At 36.1% G+C, this 19231-nt stretch carries 17 protein-coding genes; 13 read left to right on the top strand and 4 right to left on the bottom strand.

Annotation, left to right across the window (positions count from 1 at the left end; genetic code table 11):
• Window positions 1-8: 8 nt before the first annotated feature.
• The 3 genes from B3I52_RS05245 to B3I52_RS05235 are packed head-to-tail and all read right to left on the bottom strand — an operon-like array spanning window position 9 to window position 3110.
• The gene (locus tag B3I52_RS05245) at window positions 9-1070 is read right to left on the bottom strand and encodes an efflux RND transporter periplasmic adaptor subunit (RefSeq protein WP_293299386.1); all 1062 of its coding nucleotides are present in this window, start codon (window positions 1068-1070) and stop codon (window positions 9-11) included.
• Between the two features lie 33 nt (window positions 1071-1103).
• Entirely contained in the window at window positions 1104-2432 is a 1329-nt protein-coding gene (locus tag B3I52_RS05240; RefSeq protein ID WP_293299385.1) for a TolC family protein, read from the bottom strand.
• A gap of 39 nt (window positions 2433-2471) precedes the next feature.
• A complete protein-coding gene (locus B3I52_RS05235; protein ID WP_293299384.1) occupies window positions 2472-3110 on the bottom strand; it encodes a TetR/AcrR family transcriptional regulator in 639 nt (212 codons plus the stop codon).
• Between the two features lie 265 nt (window positions 3111-3375).
• Between B3I52_RS05235 and B3I52_RS05230 the strand changes: the two genes are divergently transcribed.
• The 5 genes from B3I52_RS05230 (at window position 3376) to B3I52_RS05210 (ending at window position 6686) form a co-directional block, all read left to right on the top strand.
• The gene (locus B3I52_RS05230) at window positions 3376-3966 is read left to right on the top strand and encodes a TMEM175 family protein (RefSeq protein WP_293299383.1); all 591 of its coding nucleotides are present in this window, start codon (window positions 3376-3378) and stop codon (window positions 3964-3966) included.
• Window positions 3967-3998: 32 nt separating this feature from the next.
• Window positions 3999-5015 carry a UDP-N-acetylmuramate dehydrogenase gene (murB, locus tag B3I52_RS05225; RefSeq protein WP_293299382.1) on the top strand — a complete coding sequence of 339 codons (1017 nt, stop codon included), beginning with the start codon at window positions 3999-4001 and terminating at the stop codon, window positions 5013-5015.
• Window positions 5016-5165: 150 nt separating this feature from the next.
• Window positions 5166-5681 (top strand): RNA polymerase sigma factor, encoded by a 516-nt coding sequence (locus B3I52_RS05220; protein WP_293299381.1) that lies wholly within the window; start codon window positions 5166-5168, stop codon window positions 5679-5681.
• A 94-nt stretch (window positions 5682-5775) separates the two neighbouring features.
• Window positions 5776-6453: a lycopene cyclase domain-containing protein gene (locus tag B3I52_RS05215; protein ID WP_293299380.1), complete on the top strand. Its 678-nt coding sequence runs from the start codon at window positions 5776-5778 to the stop codon at window positions 6451-6453.
• A complete protein-coding gene (locus B3I52_RS05210; RefSeq protein ID WP_293299379.1) occupies window positions 6453-6686 on the top strand; it encodes a cytochrome b5 domain-containing protein in 234 nt (77 codons plus the stop codon). The genes B3I52_RS05215 and B3I52_RS05210 overlap by 1 nt, the downstream gene beginning before the upstream one ends.
• Window positions 6687-6716: 30 nt before the next feature.
• Here the strand turns inward: B3I52_RS05210 and B3I52_RS05205 are convergent, their stop codons facing one another.
• Window positions 6717-8141, bottom strand: a complete 1425-nt coding sequence (locus B3I52_RS05205; RefSeq protein WP_293299378.1) for a sensor histidine kinase — start codon at window positions 8139-8141, stop codon at window positions 6717-6719.
• Window positions 8142-8498: 357 nt separating this feature from the next.
• On the opposite strand from B3I52_RS05205, the gene rpsL reads away from it, so the two are divergent.
• The 8 genes from rpsL (at window position 8499) to B3I52_RS05165 (ending at window position 19194) form a co-directional block, all read left to right on the top strand.
• Complete coding sequence (rpsL, locus tag B3I52_RS05200; protein ID WP_010599925.1) at window positions 8499-8912, top strand: 30S ribosomal protein S12; 414 nt, start codon at window positions 8499-8501, stop codon at window positions 8910-8912.
• Between the two features lie 17 nt (window positions 8913-8929).
• Window positions 8930-9397, top strand: a complete 468-nt coding sequence (rpsG, locus tag B3I52_RS05195; protein WP_293299377.1) for a 30S ribosomal protein S7 — start codon at window positions 8930-8932, stop codon at window positions 9395-9397.
• Between the two features lie 57 nt (window positions 9398-9454).
• Window positions 9455-11578, top strand: a complete 2124-nt coding sequence (fusA, locus tag B3I52_RS05190; protein ID WP_293299376.1) for an elongation factor G — start codon at window positions 9455-9457, stop codon at window positions 11576-11578.
• Window positions 11579-11732: 154 nt separating this feature from the next.
• Entirely contained in the window at window positions 11733-12038 is a 306-nt protein-coding gene (gene rpsJ / locus B3I52_RS05185; protein WP_008244591.1) for a 30S ribosomal protein S10, read from the top strand.
• Between the two features lie 500 nt (window positions 12039-12538).
• Entirely contained in the window at window positions 12539-15421 is a 2883-nt protein-coding gene (locus B3I52_RS05180; RefSeq protein ID WP_293299375.1) for a gliding motility-associated C-terminal domain-containing protein, read from the top strand.
• Window positions 15422-15454: 33 nt separating this feature from the next.
• Window positions 15455-16348: a PorP/SprF family type IX secretion system membrane protein gene (locus tag B3I52_RS05175; protein ID WP_293299374.1), complete on the top strand. Its 894-nt coding sequence runs from the start codon at window positions 15455-15457 to the stop codon at window positions 16346-16348.
• 760 nt (window positions 16349-17108) lie between these two features.
• Window positions 17109-17681, top strand: a complete 573-nt coding sequence (locus tag B3I52_RS05170) for an RNA polymerase sigma factor (protein WP_293299373.1) — start codon at window positions 17109-17111, stop codon at window positions 17679-17681.
• Between the two features lie 328 nt (window positions 17682-18009).
• On the top strand, window positions 18010-19194 hold the full coding sequence (locus B3I52_RS05165; RefSeq protein WP_293299372.1) for a FecR family protein: 1185 nt from the start codon (window positions 18010-18012) through the stop codon (window positions 19192-19194).
• The last annotated feature ends 37 nt before the right edge of the window (window positions 19195-19231 follow it).

The following is a 19231-nucleotide window of genomic DNA, read 5'->3' as shown; positions in this document are numbered from 1 at the left end:
TCTGTTTTTTACTTTATAATAGTAACCGGAGTGCCTTCTGTTAGGTTAATCTGTCCGCTAATAATTACGGTTTCGCCTTCTTTTAGACCTTCTAAAATTTCTACATTCTCGCCTAAAATACGGCCCGAAACTACTTTACGAGTTTCGGCTTTGTTGTCTTTGTTTAGCACATATACCTCGTTGCTGCTTACACTGCCTACAAAAGAAGTACGCGGAACCAAAATTGCTGGCGCTTGTTTAGGGAATTTGAACAATGCTGTACCATACATTCCTGCTCTTAAGCTGTTTTTAATGTTGTTAGCTACTTCAACTTCGATAGGGAAGTTTAGGTTTTCATCGGCTTTTGCAGCAATAAAAGTAACTTTTCCAGTAAATTTTTCATCAGGAAAAACCGAAGACTGGATTTGTACAGCATCGCCAATTTTTAAGTTGGCTACCTGGCCTTCGTTTACGTTTACTTTCAGTTTCAGTTTCGAAACGTCAACCAATTCGAACAGTTTTGTCCCCGGAGCTACTACAGCGCCCACTTCAACCATTTTCTTGTTAACTACACCGTTTATAGAAGAACGGATGTTGGCATCACTTAATCTACGTTGTAGTTGTTTTAAACGAAGTTTCGCATTTTCTGCGGCAAGTTTTGCCTGGTCTAACTGTTGTTGGGTTACGCCGCCTGTTTTAAAAGAGCTTTCGTAGCGGGTTAAATCTTTAACTGCATTTTGATAAGTAGCTTCAGCAGTTTCTCTGTCGGTACTTAAAATTTCAGCGTCAATACGTGCTAAAACAGTGCCTACACTCACTTTGCTTCCTTCCTGTACAAAAACCTTAGAAACACGGCCGCTGTTTTCTGCCGAAAATTCTAATTCTTTATTTGGTGCAAAAGTGCCATTTGCGGTAAAGTCGAGGTTAATTTCTTTACGTTCAACAAGCGCAATTTTTACAGCAACAGCACCACTGCCTTTAGCAATAAAATCTGTTTTTTCTTTTGTTTTCTTTTTGTTGTTGTTTAATACATATGCAATTGCGCCTAGTGCCGCAACTACTACAACTATGATGGTGATTACTCTTTTCATTATTTCTTAGTATTATTTCTTCTATATTTTAGTTTATTGGGCTAAGGTGCTAATTTCTCCTTTAGCTTTAATGAGTTGTATTTCGGCTATTTTATAATTTAATAAGGCTTGGGTATAGCTGTTTTGAGCTTGTGTAAGAGAGTTTTCGGTGTCTAACAAGTCTGTTAAAGAAGCTAGCCCATTATTATAGTTATTTTGTGTGCTTTTGTAAATTTCTTCAGCTAATGCAGCGTTTTTCTTTTGTGCATTAATTGTATTTAAGCTGTTTCTTAGTTGAATTTTTGCATTTTCGTAGGCAAAGTTTAATGAGTTTTTAGTGTTTAATCTATCCTCATCAGCCTGCTTAATTTCAATATCTGCTTGTCTAATTTTAGAGCGAGTTAAAAAACCGTTAAAAATAGGAATTCTTAAAGTGAGTCCAATTGCAGAGGCATCGTAAGCTAAGGCCGTTGTACTACTTTTTAAGTAATCAAACTTGCTTGCCTGGCTATTGTAAGAATAGTTGGCAGAGAGCGATAAGCTTGGGTAATATTCAGAAACATAGGCCTTTCGTTGTAAGTTTAATAGGTTTTTTTGTACATCTAATAGCTTTATTTCAGTTCTGTTTGCCAAGCCAATAGTATCTGCTAAGGTAGGTAATTCCAAAACATCAGTTAATTCTGAAGTAGGTAGCGTAATAGGCGTTGAAACCGGCATTCCCATTGATAGTTTCAATTGGTTTTCTAATTGGATAATGCCGTTTTCAATTTGATCTTTTTGTGTAATTAGGTTCGTCAAGTTAACGTCTATTCGGTCAACATCAATTTTTTTGGCCAATCCGTTCTGGTATTGATTTTTAATGATCTTTTCTACTACTTTAACGTTTTTAATATTAGTATTAACCACATTTAATTGTTGTCTGTTAACCAAAACCTGATAGTAATTGTTGGCCACTTGCTCAATTACTTGCTCTTGGGTAAGTTTTGCGTTTAGTCTGTAATATGCTTCACTTGCCTTTGCAGCTTGTAAACCGGTAAAAACGGTTTGGTTAAATAACTGTTGCGACAATTGTACTCCAGCATTTGAACTCCAGGTATTTCCAATTTTGAACGATCCTTGCGGGGTAATTAGTTGTGCAACAATAGGGTTGTAGTTTAAACCACTGGTTGCATTAACCTGCGGTAAAGCTTGCGCCCTTACTTCTTGTGTTTTGTATTTGCCCTTGTCAATTTCTAATACCGCTTTTTTAGCTGCACTATTATTTTCTAGCGCATATTTTAGCGCCTCTTTTAATGTTACGGGCTGTTGTGCGTAGGTTAACGTTGGCAAACCGATACTGGCTATGAGCAGTAATAGCAGCTTTGCCTTCTTTATTCTAAACATAGTTGATATAATTATTAATTTTTGGGTGAATGGTATTAATTAATTGTTTTTTATAAGCTCTTTCTTTTCTAATAGCTCTTGGTCGTATCTATGGATTAACTTAAGCCCTTCATTGTTACATATTCCGAACAAAAAGTGACGGGTTATTTCTACCATGATGTTTGATAAGCTATTTTTATTGGTATCGTAAAAGGCATTTTGGGTAAAAACCATATCTACTTGGCCTAGCCTCATCTTGGTAATAATTTCTACGTTGAGGTCTTCTCTGTAAAGGCCTTCTTTAATGCCTCTCTCCAAATTCTCCATTATTTTTTTGCCAATTTCCTTTTCTTTAAAGGCCATGAAATTTAGCCAAGCCTCTTGATGATACTTTTGTAAATCGTAAAAAAGCACTGGGTTCATGGTGTTTAAAAAGTAATCCATGTCTTGCATTGCAAAATAAAGTTCTTGTATAGCATTTTCAGAAGCTACAGTACATTTATTCATTTGCAAATCTTGATTTACAATCCTGTCTCTAATTAAAATGTTAATCAGTTCGTTCTTATCTTTGAAGTTTAGATAGATCGTTTTTTTTGATATGCCCAAATGCTTCGCAATATCATCCATCGTTACACTCTTAAAGCCGTACTGGCAAAAAAGTTTGTCGGCTTCGTTAATGATATAATCTTTTACTTCCAATTTAATTGTCCTTTCAAAATCTGGCGCAAAACTATGGAAACTTTTTTTAATTCTAAAGTTTCCATAGTTTTTTGTTTCTAAAAAAGAGCAGCTAATTTTAGTGGTAATTGCTATTTTTTTTTATATTACTTTTTTGTTTAAGTTACTGATAATCATTTTATTGTGAGGTTATTTTTCTGTGGCGGTGGTTAAAAGGTAAAATCTGCCAGTATTTTTGTGTTATATTCGAATATCAAAAATTGACACTTTATTAACAGTATTTTTTATGAATAAAGGAAGGTTAGAAGCTTTTAGTGATGGCGTTATTGCCATCATCATCACCATTATGGTGTTAGCACTTAAAGTGCCTTATGAACAAAGCAGCTTTAAAGATTTGTTGGATGTTCTTCCGGTATTTTTAAGTTATGTACTAAGTTTTATTTATGTGGGCATTTATTGGAATAATCATCACCACTTGTTTGCGGTGGTTAATAAAGTAAATGGCGCAGTGCTTTGGGCAAATTTACATTTACTGTTTTGGCTGTCTATGGTGCCGTTCGCTACCGCCTGGATGGGGGATAATCATTTTGCCCCTTCGCCAATGGCACTATATAGTTTTATACTTTTAATGTGTGCCTTGGCTTATAGTATTTTAGCCAATTTGCTGATAAAACATCATGGCAAAAATTCGCTAATTGCCAAAGCAACAGGTAGCGGTCTTAAAGGTAAACTGTCTGTGGTTTGTTATGTGCTTGCAATACCAAGCGCTTTTCTAAGTGTATGGATTTCGGGGACATTACTTGTTTTGGTTGCTATGGTATGGCTAATTCCCGATAAGAGAATTGAAAATGTGATTAAAGAAGAGGAAATGAGCTGATTTTTTAATGGCCGAATTAATACCTTTGCGTCATGTCAATTATCCAAACAAACATTTCATTAAAGCCATATAACACTTTTGCAATTGATTGTAACGCTAAATATTATGCTGAAATAAAAAGCGTAGCCCACTTAAAAGAAGTGTTCGCCAACGAAGTAGCTTTGCAGCGCAATTTATTGGTGCTAGGCGGTGGTAGCAATATGCTATTTACCAAAGATTACGATGGTTTGGTGCTAAAAATTAGTATCAAAGGCATAGAGGTTAAAGAAATAGGGGACGATGTTTTGGTAACCGCAGGAGCTGGCGAAGTTTGGGACAGTTTGGTGAAGTTTTGTGTTGCAAAAGACTATGCGGGTATAGAAAACCTAACGTTAATTCCGGGTACAGTTGGCGCTTCGCCCATACAAAATATTGGTGCCTATGGCGTAGAAGTTAAAGATGTATTTGAAAGTTGCACCGCATTTGAAATTGCCACGGGCAAATTAAAAACCTTTAACAAGGCCGAGTGTGAATTTGCCTATCGTGAAAGTATATTTAAAGGTAAGTTAAAGGGACAGTTTATCATTACTTCAGTAACCTATCGGTTATCAAGAATACCCCATATACAAACACATTATGGCGCTATCAATGCAGAATTAGAGCGAAGAGGAATTGCCAAACCGACTATTGCCGATGTTTCTGAGGTAGTTGCGGCCATTCGTGTAAGTAAATTGCCAGATCCCAGCACTATTGGTAACGCTGGCAGTTTTTTTAAAAATCCCATTATTGATCAAGCTGCGTTTGACATATTATTGCCTCAGTTCCCTGATGTTCCACACTATCCGGCGGCAAATGGCAGGATAAAACTTGCTGCAGGCTGGCTAATAGAAGCTTGCGGCTTTAAAGGAATGTTAGAAGGAAACACGGGCACATGGAAAAACCAAGCTTTGGTATTGGTTAATCATGGTGGCGCTACAGGACAAGAAGTGTATAGATTTTCAGAAAAAATAATCAATGCCGTGCAGCAAAAATTTGATGTGGTGTTAGAAAGAGAAGTTAATATTCTTTAGCATACTACTTTCTATAAAGGTTTTTAAGGTTTTTTAAATATTATTCTACGCCTTTCGTTGTTTTTGGTATCATAGTTGTAATCTCTTACATAACTATGACAGTTGCCCCATCTAGCATCTGTTCTTTTTTAATAACTAAAACTAAAGAATATGACACAGCTGCAATTTAATGAACAACTAAATGATTATTCTACCTCATTAAAATCATTTGCCCTAAATTTTACTAAAGACCTAGAAGACGCAAATGATTTGGTGCAAGACACCATGCTAAAGGCTGTAACCTATTACAGTAAATTTAAAGAAGGAACCAATTTAAAGGGCTGGCTTTTTACCATTATGCGTAATACCTTTATTAATAATTACAGACGTTTGGTAAAAACAAATACTTTAATTACGCAGAGCGATGATATTACCTATGCTAACTTACATTATAGTGCAACTAGCAACGGCGTAGAGAGTAAATTTGTATTAAAAGACATTAATAAGGCACTTGATTCGTTAGCGCCCGAGTACCATACACCATTTTTAATGTATTTTGAAGGGTACAAATATCACGAAATTGCAGAAGAATTAGCTATTCCAATTGGTACGGTGAAAACCAGAATTCACGTAGCGAGGGGGCAGCTAAAAAAATACCTTAAAAATTACGCTACCGATAGAGGATAGTAATAGAAATATAAAGACCCCGACTTGTTTGGGGTTTTTTTATGGGGTTTAATCTTGTTTTAAAATCATACTTTTGCGACATAACCCCACAACTATGAAGTTTGTATTTTTGGCTTTGGCCCTTGCTCCATTACTATTGCCGCTAATTTTTCAAGTTAATAAAAAAATATACAGTAACGGTAGTTTTAAGCCGGCAGTTGGGGCAGCTTTAATTTCGGCTATTATATTTTCGGTAATTGCGGTCTTGCAGCATTGGTTTCAGGTTACAAGTTATAAAACGGGCCTAAATCTTGATATATCAATAAAGGAGGTTCCGGTAGAGCTATCCATTTTAAATTTTTCTTTCGCCTTTGCCGCGTTGAGCATATATCAATACCTCAATGTAAAATTTCCCAACAATAATTTACAACGCTACAGCTTGGCGCTAAGTAATTTGTTGCTTGGCCTTTGTGTTGCCTTCTTGTTTTTTGCTTATACCAAATGGTACACTCTGTTTACTTTTGCCACACTTTTAGTAGTGTTGTTTTTAATTGAATATGTAGGCAAGCTGAGGTTTATGTACAAAGCATATCGGGCATTTTTAGTATCGCTTGTTCCTTTTTATGTGGTTTATGGCATTGTGTTCTGGAGTGAACTGTTTGTGGTTGCCCCAAGTCAATTATCGGGAATGCATATTGCTAAGATTCCGATAGAAACACATTTCGTTGTCTTGGCTATGTTGTTGTTGGCTATTTATATGTTCGAGTTTTTTAAGAGTAAAAAGGCGGTATAATGGAATTACAAACTTATACCAAGCAACAACTGGCCTTACGTAATGGCCAAGATAAACCGCAAGTTTGGATAGCCTTTAAAGGAATAATATACGATGTAAGTGAAAGCCGTTTGTGGAAGAATGGTAAGCATTACGAACATTGGGCCGGGCAAGACCTTACCGACGAATTGGCCGATGCGCCACATAACGAAATGGTTTTTGAGAAACTGCTAGTTGTGGGGGCTTTGCGGTAAGCTATTTAGGGGTAGGTAGCAGAGTGGTAGCTAAGAAACCACACAGGTTGGGATGTTGATTGTCATTGCACAGCCTTCGCCAAAAACAGAATTGAATTTTGCTTTGCCATTCATTTTATTAATCATTTGTTGGGTAAGGTAAAGCCCTATGCCGCTACCTTTGTTGTGGTGCGAAGTAACATAGAACATTTCAAATATTTTTTCTTGGTGGGTTTCTTCTACACCTATGCCATTGTCTTCTATTAAAATTTCTAACTCATTATCCTTAATATCTACAATAATGTTGATGTAATTTACGGCTTTGGAGGTATCCGAATATTTTATGGCATTTGATAGTACATTTCTACAAATAATGTCAAGCCTAAAAGCATCCGTAATGATGGTTTGTGGGGCAATTTTATAGGTAATGTCAATTGGTGTGTTTAAATCGCTGTATTTTAAATCCTCAACAATGTTTTCAAAAAAAGTGGGTAGGTGAATAGTGTCCTCATTCAAATCAATTCTTTTGTTTTTAGAGAATTGAATGATTTTTAAGATAAAACTGTCTTGTCGGGCTAATATTTGCTTCATTAGTGTAAAATATTCGGTTCTTTGAGCGTCAGATTGCTCTATTTCGGCCAATGAAATAATGCCCTGTAATGACGATATAGGTGCTCTTAAATCGTGCGATACACTATGCGTAAATAGGTCTAGTTCTGTATTGGTTTGCATCAATACTTCATTTTGTATTTGTGTATCTTTTTGTAGCGCAGTTAATCTATTGATATACTTTATGGATAGCACTAAGAGGCAAGCGCCAATAATTAAGGCATTTAGCATGATCATTAGTAGCACAGCTCGGTTAACAAAGGTTACCGTTGTAATTAAAGATCTGTCAAAATCATTCCCTTTAATGGTTATTAGACGCGAAAGATGGTCTATTTGCATAGCGTATTCTTTACGTTTTTGCATCTCCATTTCCGGATTTTGTGTAAGTGTGGCTTTTATTTCACGGCTTAATTTCTCTAACTCAATAATTAATAGATCTGCCTCTTTCCATATTTTTACAGCATTTTTAAAACGGTCAAAATTCTTGAAGTTGTTATAAACCCAAATAATGTTCTTGGCATCTTCTGGTAAGTTTTTCGCTTTCAATAATAACTGATAGGTAATCTGCTGGCTTTCTTTTTTATCCATAGATACTCTGGCAAGGCTGTCGCTAACAGGAACTTCAAGGTTTTCTATAAAAAGATCGTAATGCTTAGGGTTAGATGTAAAAATATAATTTGTTAAGTGTCTTGTGGCCTCGTGCTGCGCCTTCATATACAAAGACTCTCCAGATATAAAAGCCCTTAGTCCGTTAATTAATTTTAAGCCATAATGGTTTAGGCTAACAATGAGTATAATGGAAATAAAAATATAAACTGCATAATTATAAATGATGGTCTTTTTTCGATGTGTTAAAATTTTCTCCATATGTATAAAAATGCAAGAGCTAGGTTAATGTGATGTGGAGGTCAAATTACAAGTAATATAGATAAAAAACAAGATACTGGCACTCTTAATAGTTGTGATAGTGGTTTGATTCTTCCTGTAACAGAAACGAGTTGTTGGGAACGAGACGTTCGTGCAATTACTTTCCTCCAAAAAAAAACCTGCTTGTTTTAAGCTTAAGCTAATTTTTAAATTAATTGTGTTTAACTTAAAAAAATATATTGTAACCTCTTGATAGTTAAAAGAAATTGTTCTACTTTTGCAATCCCTTAATGTAGGCTAGTTGTAAACTGCTAACGGCAAGGAAATTAAATAAATAATAGAAACAAAAAGCAAGAAATGCCAACCATTCAACAATTAGTTAGAAAAGGTAGAGTAGCACTGGAGTTTAAGAGTAAATCTCCGGCGTTGGACAGCTGTCCACAGCGAAGAGGCGTATGTACACGTGTATATACTACTACCCCTAAGAAACCAAACTCTGCAATGCGTAAAGTTGCCCGTGTACGTTTAACCAATGGTAAAGAGGTGAATGCCTACATTCCAGGAGAAGGTCACAACTTACAAGAGCACTCAATCGTTTTGATCCGTGGTGGTCGTGTTAAAGATTTGCCAGGTGTGCGTTACCACATCATCCGTGGTGCATTAGATACATCAGGTGTAGCTGGTCGTAACCAACGTCGTAGTAAATATGGAACTAAGCGCCCTAAACCAGGACAAGCAGCTGCAGCTCCAGCAAAAGGTAAAAAGAAATAATTAGGAGGAAATAAGAAATGAGAAAGTCGAAACCAAAGAAAAGAATTATTCTTCCTGATCCTAAATTTAACGATGTTCAGGTTACAAGATTTGTAAACAACATGATGTTTGACGGTAAAAAATCTATCGCTTACGCCATTTTTTATGATGCTGTAGAATTAGCAGAGAAAAAAGCGGGTGAGAATGGGTTAGAAATCTTCAAACGTGCATTAGCAAATATCAGCCCTGCTGTAGAGGTTAAATCTCGCCGTGTGGGTGGTGCAAACTTCCAAGTGCCTACAGAGGTGCGTCCGGAGCGTAAAATTGCATTAGGTATGAAATGGTTAATTAACTACTCGCGTAAGCGTGGTGAAAAAACCATGAAAGAGAAATTAGCTGGCGAAATGGTAGCAGCAGCTAAAGGTGAAGGTGCAGCAGTTAAGAAAAAAGAAGATACGCATAAAATGGCCGAGGCTAACAAAGCGTTCTCACACTTCAGATTCTAAGAACAATATAACTAATTAGCTGATTTTCGGATTAGCTAATTAGCTAATCAAAACAAGATGTCAAGAGATTTAAAATTTACAAGAAATATTGGTATCGCTGCCCACATCGATGCTGGTAAAACAACTACTACCGAGCGTATCTTATTCTATTCTGGTGTAAACCACAAGTTAGGGGAAACGCACGAAGGTTCTGCAACTACTGACTGGATGGCGCAAGAGCAAGAGCGTGGTATCACCATTACTTCTGCAGCCGTTACTGTTTTCTGGAACTACCGCAATAATAAATACCAAGTAAACGTTATCGACACCCCTGGCCACGTGGATTTTACCGTAGAGGTAAACCGTTCTTTACGTGTATTAGACGGGTTGGTGTTCTTATTTTCAGCGGTTGATGGTGTGGAGCCTCAATCTGAAACTAACTGGCGTTTAGCTGATGGTTATAAAGTGCCTCGTATTGGTTTCGTTAACAAAATGGACCGTTCTGGTGCCGATTTCTTAAAAGTAGTTGGTCAGGTAAAATCTATGTTAGGTTCTAACGCAGTGGCTTTACAACTACCTATTGGTGCAGAAGATGGTTTCGAAGGTGTGGTTGACTTAATCAACAACCGTGGTATGGTTTGGAACGAAGCTGATAAAGGAATGACCTTTACTGAAGTGCCAATCCCAGCTGATATGTTAGACGAAGTTGCTGAATATCGTGAGAAATTATTGGAAGCTGTAGCTTCTTATGACGAGTCGTTAATGGAGAAATTCTTTGATGATCCAGATTCGTTAACTGAACGCGAAATTTTAGATGCTTTACGTGCGGCAGTATTAGATAATGCAATTGTTCCTATGGTTTGTGGTTCATCTTTCAAAAATAAAGGTGTACAAACCATGCTAGATTTAGTAATGGAATTATTGCCATCGCCATTAGATATTGAAGCAGTAAAAGGTACTAACCCTAATACTGGCGAAGAAATTTCTCGTAAACCAGATGTTAAGGAGCCATTTGCTGCATTAGGATTTAAAATTGCTACAGACCCATTTGTAGGCCGTTTATGCTTTATACGTGCTTACTCTGGTAAATTAGATGCAGGTTCTTATGTATTAAATACTCGTTCTGGTAACAAAGAGCGTATTTCTCGTATCTTCCAAATGCACGCCAATAAACAAAATCCAATTCCTTTTATCGAGGCTGGTGATATTGGTGCAGTAGTTGGTTTCAAAGACATCAAAACTGGTGATACACTTTGCGATGAGAAACACCCAATTGTGTTAGAATCTATGACTTTCCCTGAGCCAGTAATTGGTTTAGCTATTGAGCCTAAAACACAGGCAGACGTAGATAAATTAGGTATTGCTTTAGGTAAACTAGCAGAGGAAGATCCAACGTTTGTGGTAAAAACAGATCAAGAAACTGGTCAAACAGTAATTTCTGGTATGGGCGAGCTTCACTTAGATATTTTAATTGACCGTTTAAGACGTGAATTTAAAGTAGAAGTTAACCAAGGAGCACCACAAGTAGCTTACAAAGAGTCTATCAACGGATCTACCGAGCACCGTGAGGTTTACAAAAAACAATCAGGTGGTCGTGGTAAGTTTGCTGATATCAAAGTGGTAATTTCTCCAATTGATGAAGATTTTGATACTACTAAAACAGCGCTTCAGTTTGTTAACGAGATTGTTGGTGGTGCTATTCCAAAAGAATACATTCCTTCAGTTCAAAAAGGATTTGAAGTTTCATTGGCAAACGGTGTGTTAGCAGGTTATCCGCTATCAGGCATGAAAGTTCGCTTAATTGATGGTTCATTCCACGCGGTTGACTCTGATGCTTTGTCATTCGAGTTGGCAGCTAAAATGGCTTATCGCGAAGCGTTACCAAAATGTCGTCCAGTGTTAATGGAGCCAATCATGAAAATTGAAGTATTAACTCCAGAAGAAAACATGGGTGATGTAATGGGTGACTTGAACCGTCGTCGTGGTCAAATGCAAGGCTTAGATTCTCGTAACGGTGCACAGGTAATCAAAGCGTTGGTTCCACTTTCTGAGATGTTTGGTTATGTAACTCAATTACGTACCATTACTTCAGGCCGTGCAACTTCTACAATGGAGTTTGATCACTATGCTGAAGCTCCTCGTAACATCCAAGATGAGGTAGTAGCGAAGTCTAAAGGCAAGGTTAAAGGTATAGAAGACTAATTTAGATAAAGGAACAAAGAACAAAGAGCAAGGAAAAAAGACATGATGCCTGAGTGTAGTGGTCTTTAATCTTTGCTCCTTCGTCCTTACTCCAAAAGATAAACCGACCCCTTGTTATTAATAGCTCTAACAAGATGTCATAATTAAAAATAAAATGAGCCAAAGAATTAGAATTAAATTAAAATCTTACGATTACAACTTGGTAGATAAATCTGCAGAGAAAATCGTAAAAACTGTAAAGCCTACAGGCGCAGTAGTTAGCGGGCCAATTCCGTTGCCAACAGAGAAAAAAATCTTCACTGTATTGCGTTCACCACACGTTAACAAAAAAGCTCGTGAGCAATTTCAATTGTGTGCTTATAAACGTCTTTTAGATATTTATAGCTCAAACTCAAAAACAGTTGATGCTTTAATGAAACTTGAGTTACCTTCAGGTGTTGAAGTAGAAATCAAAGTTTAAAAGATTTATGAGTAAATTTAAAAACCTCTAAGATTAGTTTCTTAGAGGTTTTTTAGTAAAAGAGAAATTATTTTCTGCGAAAGATATCTGAAATGGAAGAATCTGGTGTAGTTGCTAGCTTGTTTAGCTATACATATAGTTAGCGGCTCTATTTTGGGGTTGTTTAGTTTTATTCGAGAAGGTCTAAACAGCAATAGCATCAGTTTTTTATGTGGCCAATCCGGCAAATGATTAACTTTTGGCTATTGCTTTGTCCATAAACTAGGAATGCCTTTTCTTAATTTCTAATTTTAAGACTTTGGTAATTTGAAAGAAAATAGTTGGCAATACGATGCCTTTGAGATTAAAAGTTCATAAAGATTTAGATTAAAAAGGTCCTCTTGGTTTTTATAACAGTCTATTATTTAGTTTTAAGGGCGAGATATGTTTTGACATGATGTATTTCGTGTAATCGAGAACTATTCTTTAAAACTACAACAACTAATAAACTAATAATTCATATGAAAAAACTTTACGTATTGCTTTTTTCCTTTTCTCTATTTATAGGGATGGATGCAGTAGCGCAACAAATTAGGTATGTAAAAGAAGGTGGGGTGGGCTCTGGAAATAGTTGGACAGATGCCTCTGGAGATTTACAAGCTATGATTAATAACTCTAATCCAGGAGACCAAGTATGGGTAGCAAAAGGTGTTTATAAACCTAATAGAAGACCTGATGATATAGAAGTAACAAATAATGCAAATGACAGATTTAATTCATTTTTGCTTAAAGCAGAAGTTTCTGTTTACGGAGGTTTTGCAGGTACTGAAGATGAAATTCTAGATAGGGATATTGCCGCAAATGAAACTATTCTGTCTGGAAATATTGGCGACGAAAATACAAATGAAGACAATACCTACCACGTAGTTACTATTGTAAATTACATGGGCCCTAAAACTGTTTTCGATGGTTTTATTGTTGAAGATGGTTATACGGAGGCTATTGCCGGTAGTGCCAATACAATTAGAGTAAACGACCAAGATGTGCCTAGTACACGCTCACCAGGTATAATTATGTACTTCGTAGATCACATGGAACTGAGAAATTTAATTGTTCGCAACAATACGAATGCAGCTTTAGATCAAAATGCTGGCGCTCTATATATGTTTAGTGGTGCTGGTGGTAATTTAAGGAATATTCAGTTTATCAATAATAAAGCAATGGGCGGGGCTGGCGGAGCCATGTACGTTTATGGGCTTTCTAATATTCCTGCCGTAGTTAATTTTTCTAACGTGTCATTTATAGGGAACTCATCCTCTGGTAGTGCAGGAGCTGTTTACATGGGGCAATATTCAGATTTAAAGTTTTACGATTGCCTTTTTGAAAACAATAAGTCTGGTAGTGAAGGAGGGACTTTTTATTTAGGTAGTAGTACTTCTACTGCCAATTTTTATAACACCAATTTTATAGGTAACCAGGCCGCACTTAGAGGTGGGGCCATACGTGCACCAAATAGTGGGAGATTAAATATTACTGGGGGTTTATTTGAAAATAATAAAGTTCTAGGTACTAATGCAGGGGGAGCTATTAGCGCTATTGCATCTGGTTTAGTTATGAATATAAAGGGGGCTACTTTTGATAGTAACAATACTCCTGGTAACGGAGGAGGTGCAGTTTATTTAGGTACGGGTACTTATACGTTGGAAGATTGTGTTTTTACTAAAAACACATGTTCTACTACAGGAGGAGCTATTTTTTTAGAGCCTAATACAGTAAGTCCAGTTAAGATACTCAACTGTACTTTTGAAAATAACGTTAGTAACACAACAGGAGGAGCTTTGTATGCGAGTGGAGTTACAGTAGAACTAACAAGTTCTAAATTCATCAGAAATAGGGCTGTTTTAAGTGGCGGTGCAATGGCTTTAATAGGAACGGGTTCAAAGACAATCGTACTAAATTCATTGTTTTTCGAAAATGAAGCCCAAACTACTGGCGGCGGTGGTGGTGCCATTTACCTATATAGTAATACAACAGTAGAGTTATATAATAGTTCTCTTATCTCAAATAAAAATCCAAATAGTACTTTAGGAGGAGCAATATATGCTGCTAATGCGGGTGCTGCTGTAAAAATGTACAATACGTTGCTCTATGGTAATAGAGCTTCTACAGCAACTACCACATTAACAAGACACGACATATATCTTAGTACATCAGCTTCTGTAGTATCTAAAAATACCATTACCGAGTATTATGGTACAGATGGTGTAGATGGAAATATTGTAGGACAAAACCCATTGTTCTTAAGTACTACATTAGGCGATACAAATTTTCTGGAAGTAGCTGCCGGTAGTCCAGCTATAGACAAGGCAGATATCAATGATGTGCCGGCGGGTATTACCGATATATTAAAAGGTTTGGATTTTGATGTGCTTGGTAAAAGTAGGGTGCAAAATGGTAGAATGGATATTGGAGCTGTAGAGCACTTGGGGGCAAAATCAGTCCCAACACACTATTTAATTCCAGAGTACACCATAGAAGGAACGGGAACTAAAACCAATGATGTGCTTGGAATACCTGCATACGCTTTAGCTGGCAATATTACAAAATGGGAAATTATTTCGGGTAATGAAAAGGGAGCTTTTGCCATTAATCCTTTAACTGGAGAGATTATTGTAGTCGACGCTAGACCATTAAACTACGAGTTAATAAGACAATTTGTGTTAACAATTCGTTTAGAAAACGATTTGCCGAATACGCAAGGAGGACCAGATCTTCAGAAATTGACAGTAACCATAGATTTAGAGAATATAGATGAAATTCCCGAAAAACCTATAGTAGAAAACGTAGTGTATGGGAATATTGTAACTACTTACAGACCAAAGCTACATGGGATAGCGGAGCCAAATAGCCTCATTACCATTTATGTTGACGGAAAAGCGTATCCTGATGCGACTAACCCATATATTGTTAATGCAGATGAAAATGGAGCTTGGAACTTTAGGTTTCCAGAAGAGTTAGCGCTTGGTTTCAGAGAGTTTTCTGTAACCTCAAAAGTTAGGAGAGATGCCCCAGAAACTGTTCAAAGCCCATCGGTTAAGGTAAACTTGAAATTATTTGGTGGTGGTACTGCTGGTTTAAAACCAACCAATGTGCTTACACCAAATGGCGATGGTAAAAATGACTTTTGGACAATAGAGAACCTAAATGAAATGTATCCAAATAATGAAGTAATGGTGTATGATAAGGTGGGTAAAATTGTATTTAGACAAAAGGGATATCAAGGAAATTGGGATGGTACTTCCAATGGCAACCCTTTGCCTGCCGGAACTTATTATTATCAAATTACTACAGGAACGGGGCTAGATAGAATTAAAGGTGCCATTACCATTATAAGAGGAAGATAGGATTAACAATTAAATAAATTAAGTAAGCATTCGATGAAACGTAATATAATTTTAAAATATAGTTTATTTACCTTTTTTGGATTGATCCTATCGGCATACACACATGCACAGGTTAGTCCGCCAATGTCTATGTATTTCTTAAACGAATACTTATACAATCCTGCGGCGGCTGGTAAAAATGCCGGATTTAATGTAGGAGCATCATATAAAAATAATTTAACCGGAGATAATGGAGAAACCCTTACAGGAACTTTAACCTTAGATTATGGTCGTGGCAACAGTGGTTTTGGTTTATATGCCACTATAGATAAAGATGGTGTGTTAGATGCCAGCCGTTACGCCGCTACTTATGCCTATAATGTTAAAACTTCAGCTAAAGGAAATTTGAGGTTTGGGGTGTCCTTGGGCGCTTCGACCATTAAAGTAGATATGAGTAGAGTTGTAGGAAATTTAGACGATCCAGATTTAATTAACTTTAATGATCAGGGCTATGTGGTTGATGGTGATTTTGGTATGAACTACAACCACGACAATAAATTGAACATTGCTGCAGTAATTCCTAACTTAAGAAGTGTTTTTTACTCACAAAATGTAAATGATGGTTATAATTATACCACCTATTTCTTTTCTGCTTCTTATAAGTTTAGTATAGACGATGCCATCAGTTTAAGCCCAATTGCAATGTGCCGCGGCCTAAAAGATTACGATGCTGTTGTAGATGCTGGTATAAATGTGCTGTTAGCAGAAGAGAAATTTAATTTCATGGCTTTATATCACACCAATAATAGCGCTTCATTTGGAATAGGGTACAGTGCCGATAAAAAATATAAATTTCAGGCTTCTTACGCTTTGCCAATAAATAGCAATTTGCAGAAATACACCTATGGAGGGGTAGAGTTAGGTTTGAAAGTAAACTTTGGGAAGTAAAATGAGTTTTTAATTCAATAATAATATAACCACAAAGCCCCGAATTTTTCGGGGCTTTGTGGTTATGGAGAAAATAGGTGTTGCATTTACAATTGCTGTCATGCGTAAAGCAATAGCTCCCATTTTCGCAGCCTGTTTAACATAGGTTTTTGTATTGCCGTCATCATAAACCTCAGTTCCAATATTATTTGAATGATTTATAGCTTTATATGAGGTATTTTGGTGTCGCTGATCCTGAAGTGATTTGCTTAGAAGCTATTGCATGGTCATAACGGCAAATTAATATTCCGTTGTTCCGAAATAAATTCGAGGCTAGCTTTTACGGCAATCTTTAGTACATTATTAACAGAATCCAAGGCTATCTCTTTAAAAATTCAATTGAATATTGTCATAAAAAAGACAAGAATTTATTTTTTTTGAGCATCTTTTTTATTCCAATCAAAATTGATACACTTTATTGGGTATTTATGAGATAATACATTTTTCGTTATTTTATTTTTTATTTATATGTGCCGTTAGAGTGTATGTGTGGTTTGTTGGTGTATGTGTAAAATTATATTTTACAACAGAAGGTTTGTTCTGTTAACAACTTTATAAGTTATGAGGTTTTTAGTGATGAAACCGTAAAATATATTTTGATTTATAAATAAGATTACTAATTTTATCAAACTAAACATACCTAACCAAACTTAAGCTGAACTTCGCAATTATTGCGTTTTTTGGCCACTATTTTATTCTGATGGCATTATACGATTTAACAATGGAAAAGTTATTGCTAAAAGAAATTTCGGATGGAAATTCTTTGGCATTTAATAAGATGTTCAGCCTATATAGAGGTAAGATACTCGCTTTTGTAGATTCGTTTATACATAGTAAGGCCGACGCTGAAGAAATTGTTCAGGAAACATTTCTAGTTATTTGGAAAAATAAAGATAAACTGCTGCAAATAGAGCACCCCCGCAACTATATTTATATGATTGCTCGAAATAAAACCTATGACTATTTAGCAAAAGTAAGTAGAAGTGAAAAATCTATAAAAGAAGCTTGGATCAACACTTCCATTTCATCAAATAATATAGAAGATCAAATTAGATTGAAAGAAAGCGCAATGTTAATAGACAAAGCTATTCGTAAGCTCTCTGTGCAGAAGCAAGAGATTTTTAACATGAGCCGTTCGTTACACATGAGTCACGAAGAGATTGCACAAGAAATTGGGCTTTCAAAAAGTAGAGTTAAAAATGTAATCGTAGAAGTGCTTAAGCATCTAAAATACCATATTGCTAAACATAACCTTATTATCTTTATGGTAGCTTTTTTTAAGCTTTATCATTAATCTTTTGTTTAAATTTTTTGATGGCACAATGGCAGTTTTTCCTTTGCGCATTTTTCATTGCCATCAATTGCTTTTTTTTTAAAAAAAAAGCGGTCCGTTAAGATAGCTATGCAGTCTATATAGCTAAACACACTAAGTGATATATTGCCAAAGTGCTAAATTTTTTGTAGTCTTATGATTGCTAAAAGTTTCGTTGCTGTTAAGATTTGTAAATCGATAAATAGAAGCAAGAAGTTATTGGCGATATTTTTTAAAACACCTAGTATGCTTTTGGTTTCTGCTTTGTAAAAGAAGATGAACACAGAGGTAAACAGCAAACAGTTAGCTAATGACGTTATCAACAGAAGATAGATTAAATGAGCTTTTTCGGAAGTATGTAGATGGAGAAATTACAGAGAAAGAGCACGCAGAACTGTTCTTTTACATTCGAAATCCTGAAACAAAAGAAAGAGTGTTGGCATTCATGGATGAACAAAATAAGAAAGTTCACTCAGATAAGCATGTTCACGAAATAGATTGGGACAGTATGTACGCAAGTATTACTGGAGAACATCATAAAAACGACAACAAAGGTTTTATGGGTTGGCGTTATATGGTTGCGGCAGTAATGTTTATGGTTGGTGGTTTTGCACTGTATTATCTTAGTTTAAAAGATGATAAAAGCACAGAACCTTTAGTTTATCACAACGATGTTTTGCCTGGTGGAAACAAAGCGGTACTAGTGCTTGCAGACGGTTCGAAAATAAACTTAGATAACCGTGTGAATGGAACAGTGGCAACTCAGGGAAATATTGCCATAGAAAGAGATGCACAAGGACAAATTGTTTATAAAGTTGGGACAAAAGGAGTAGAAGATAGCGAACAAATCAATACTTTATCTACACCTATTGGTGGCACTTTCTCGGTAGTGCTGTCTGATGGGAGTAAGGTTTGGCTTAACGCGGCTTCTTCCTTAAAGTTTCCAGCAAAATTTGCCGGTGCAGAGCGTAGGGTAGAGGTATTTGGAGAGGCTTATTTTGAAATTGCAAAAGATCGCAAACGACCTTTCTTGGTAAAGAATGGAAGTTCGGAGATAAAGGTTTTAGGTACTCATTTTAATGTAATGGCTTATCCAAATGAATATCAATCAATACTCACCTTATTAGAGGGCTCGGTTCAGTTTGCAAAAGGAAAACATACAGAATTACTATCGCCAGGCAAGCAGTTATTATATGAAGAATCTAGTACGGTAACTAAACAGGTTGATGCAAATATAGAAGAAGTAATGGCATGGCGTAATAACCTCTTTGTGTTTAATAATACCAGTTTAAATGAGATTATGAAAGACTTAGAGCGTTGGTATGATGTTAAAATTAAATATGAGGGCGAGAAACCCGACCTGTTTTTTACAGGTGTAATTCCGAGAACAGCCAATGTGTCTAAGGTGTTAAAAACACTTGAACTTACTGGCGACATAGTATTTGGTCTAAAAGATAATGTAATAACTTGTGAAAAGAAGAAAATGAAAAAATAAGAAAACTCAGGGCTAAAAAGCTTTTTCCGGCGGCAAC

This window comes from Pedobacter sp. UBA4863, assembly GCF_002399615.1.
In the GTDB taxonomy this organism is placed as follows: domain Bacteria; phylum Bacteroidota; class Bacteroidia; order Sphingobacteriales; family Sphingobacteriaceae; genus Pedobacter.
This window is presented reverse-complemented; position numbering and strand designations above follow the sequence as displayed.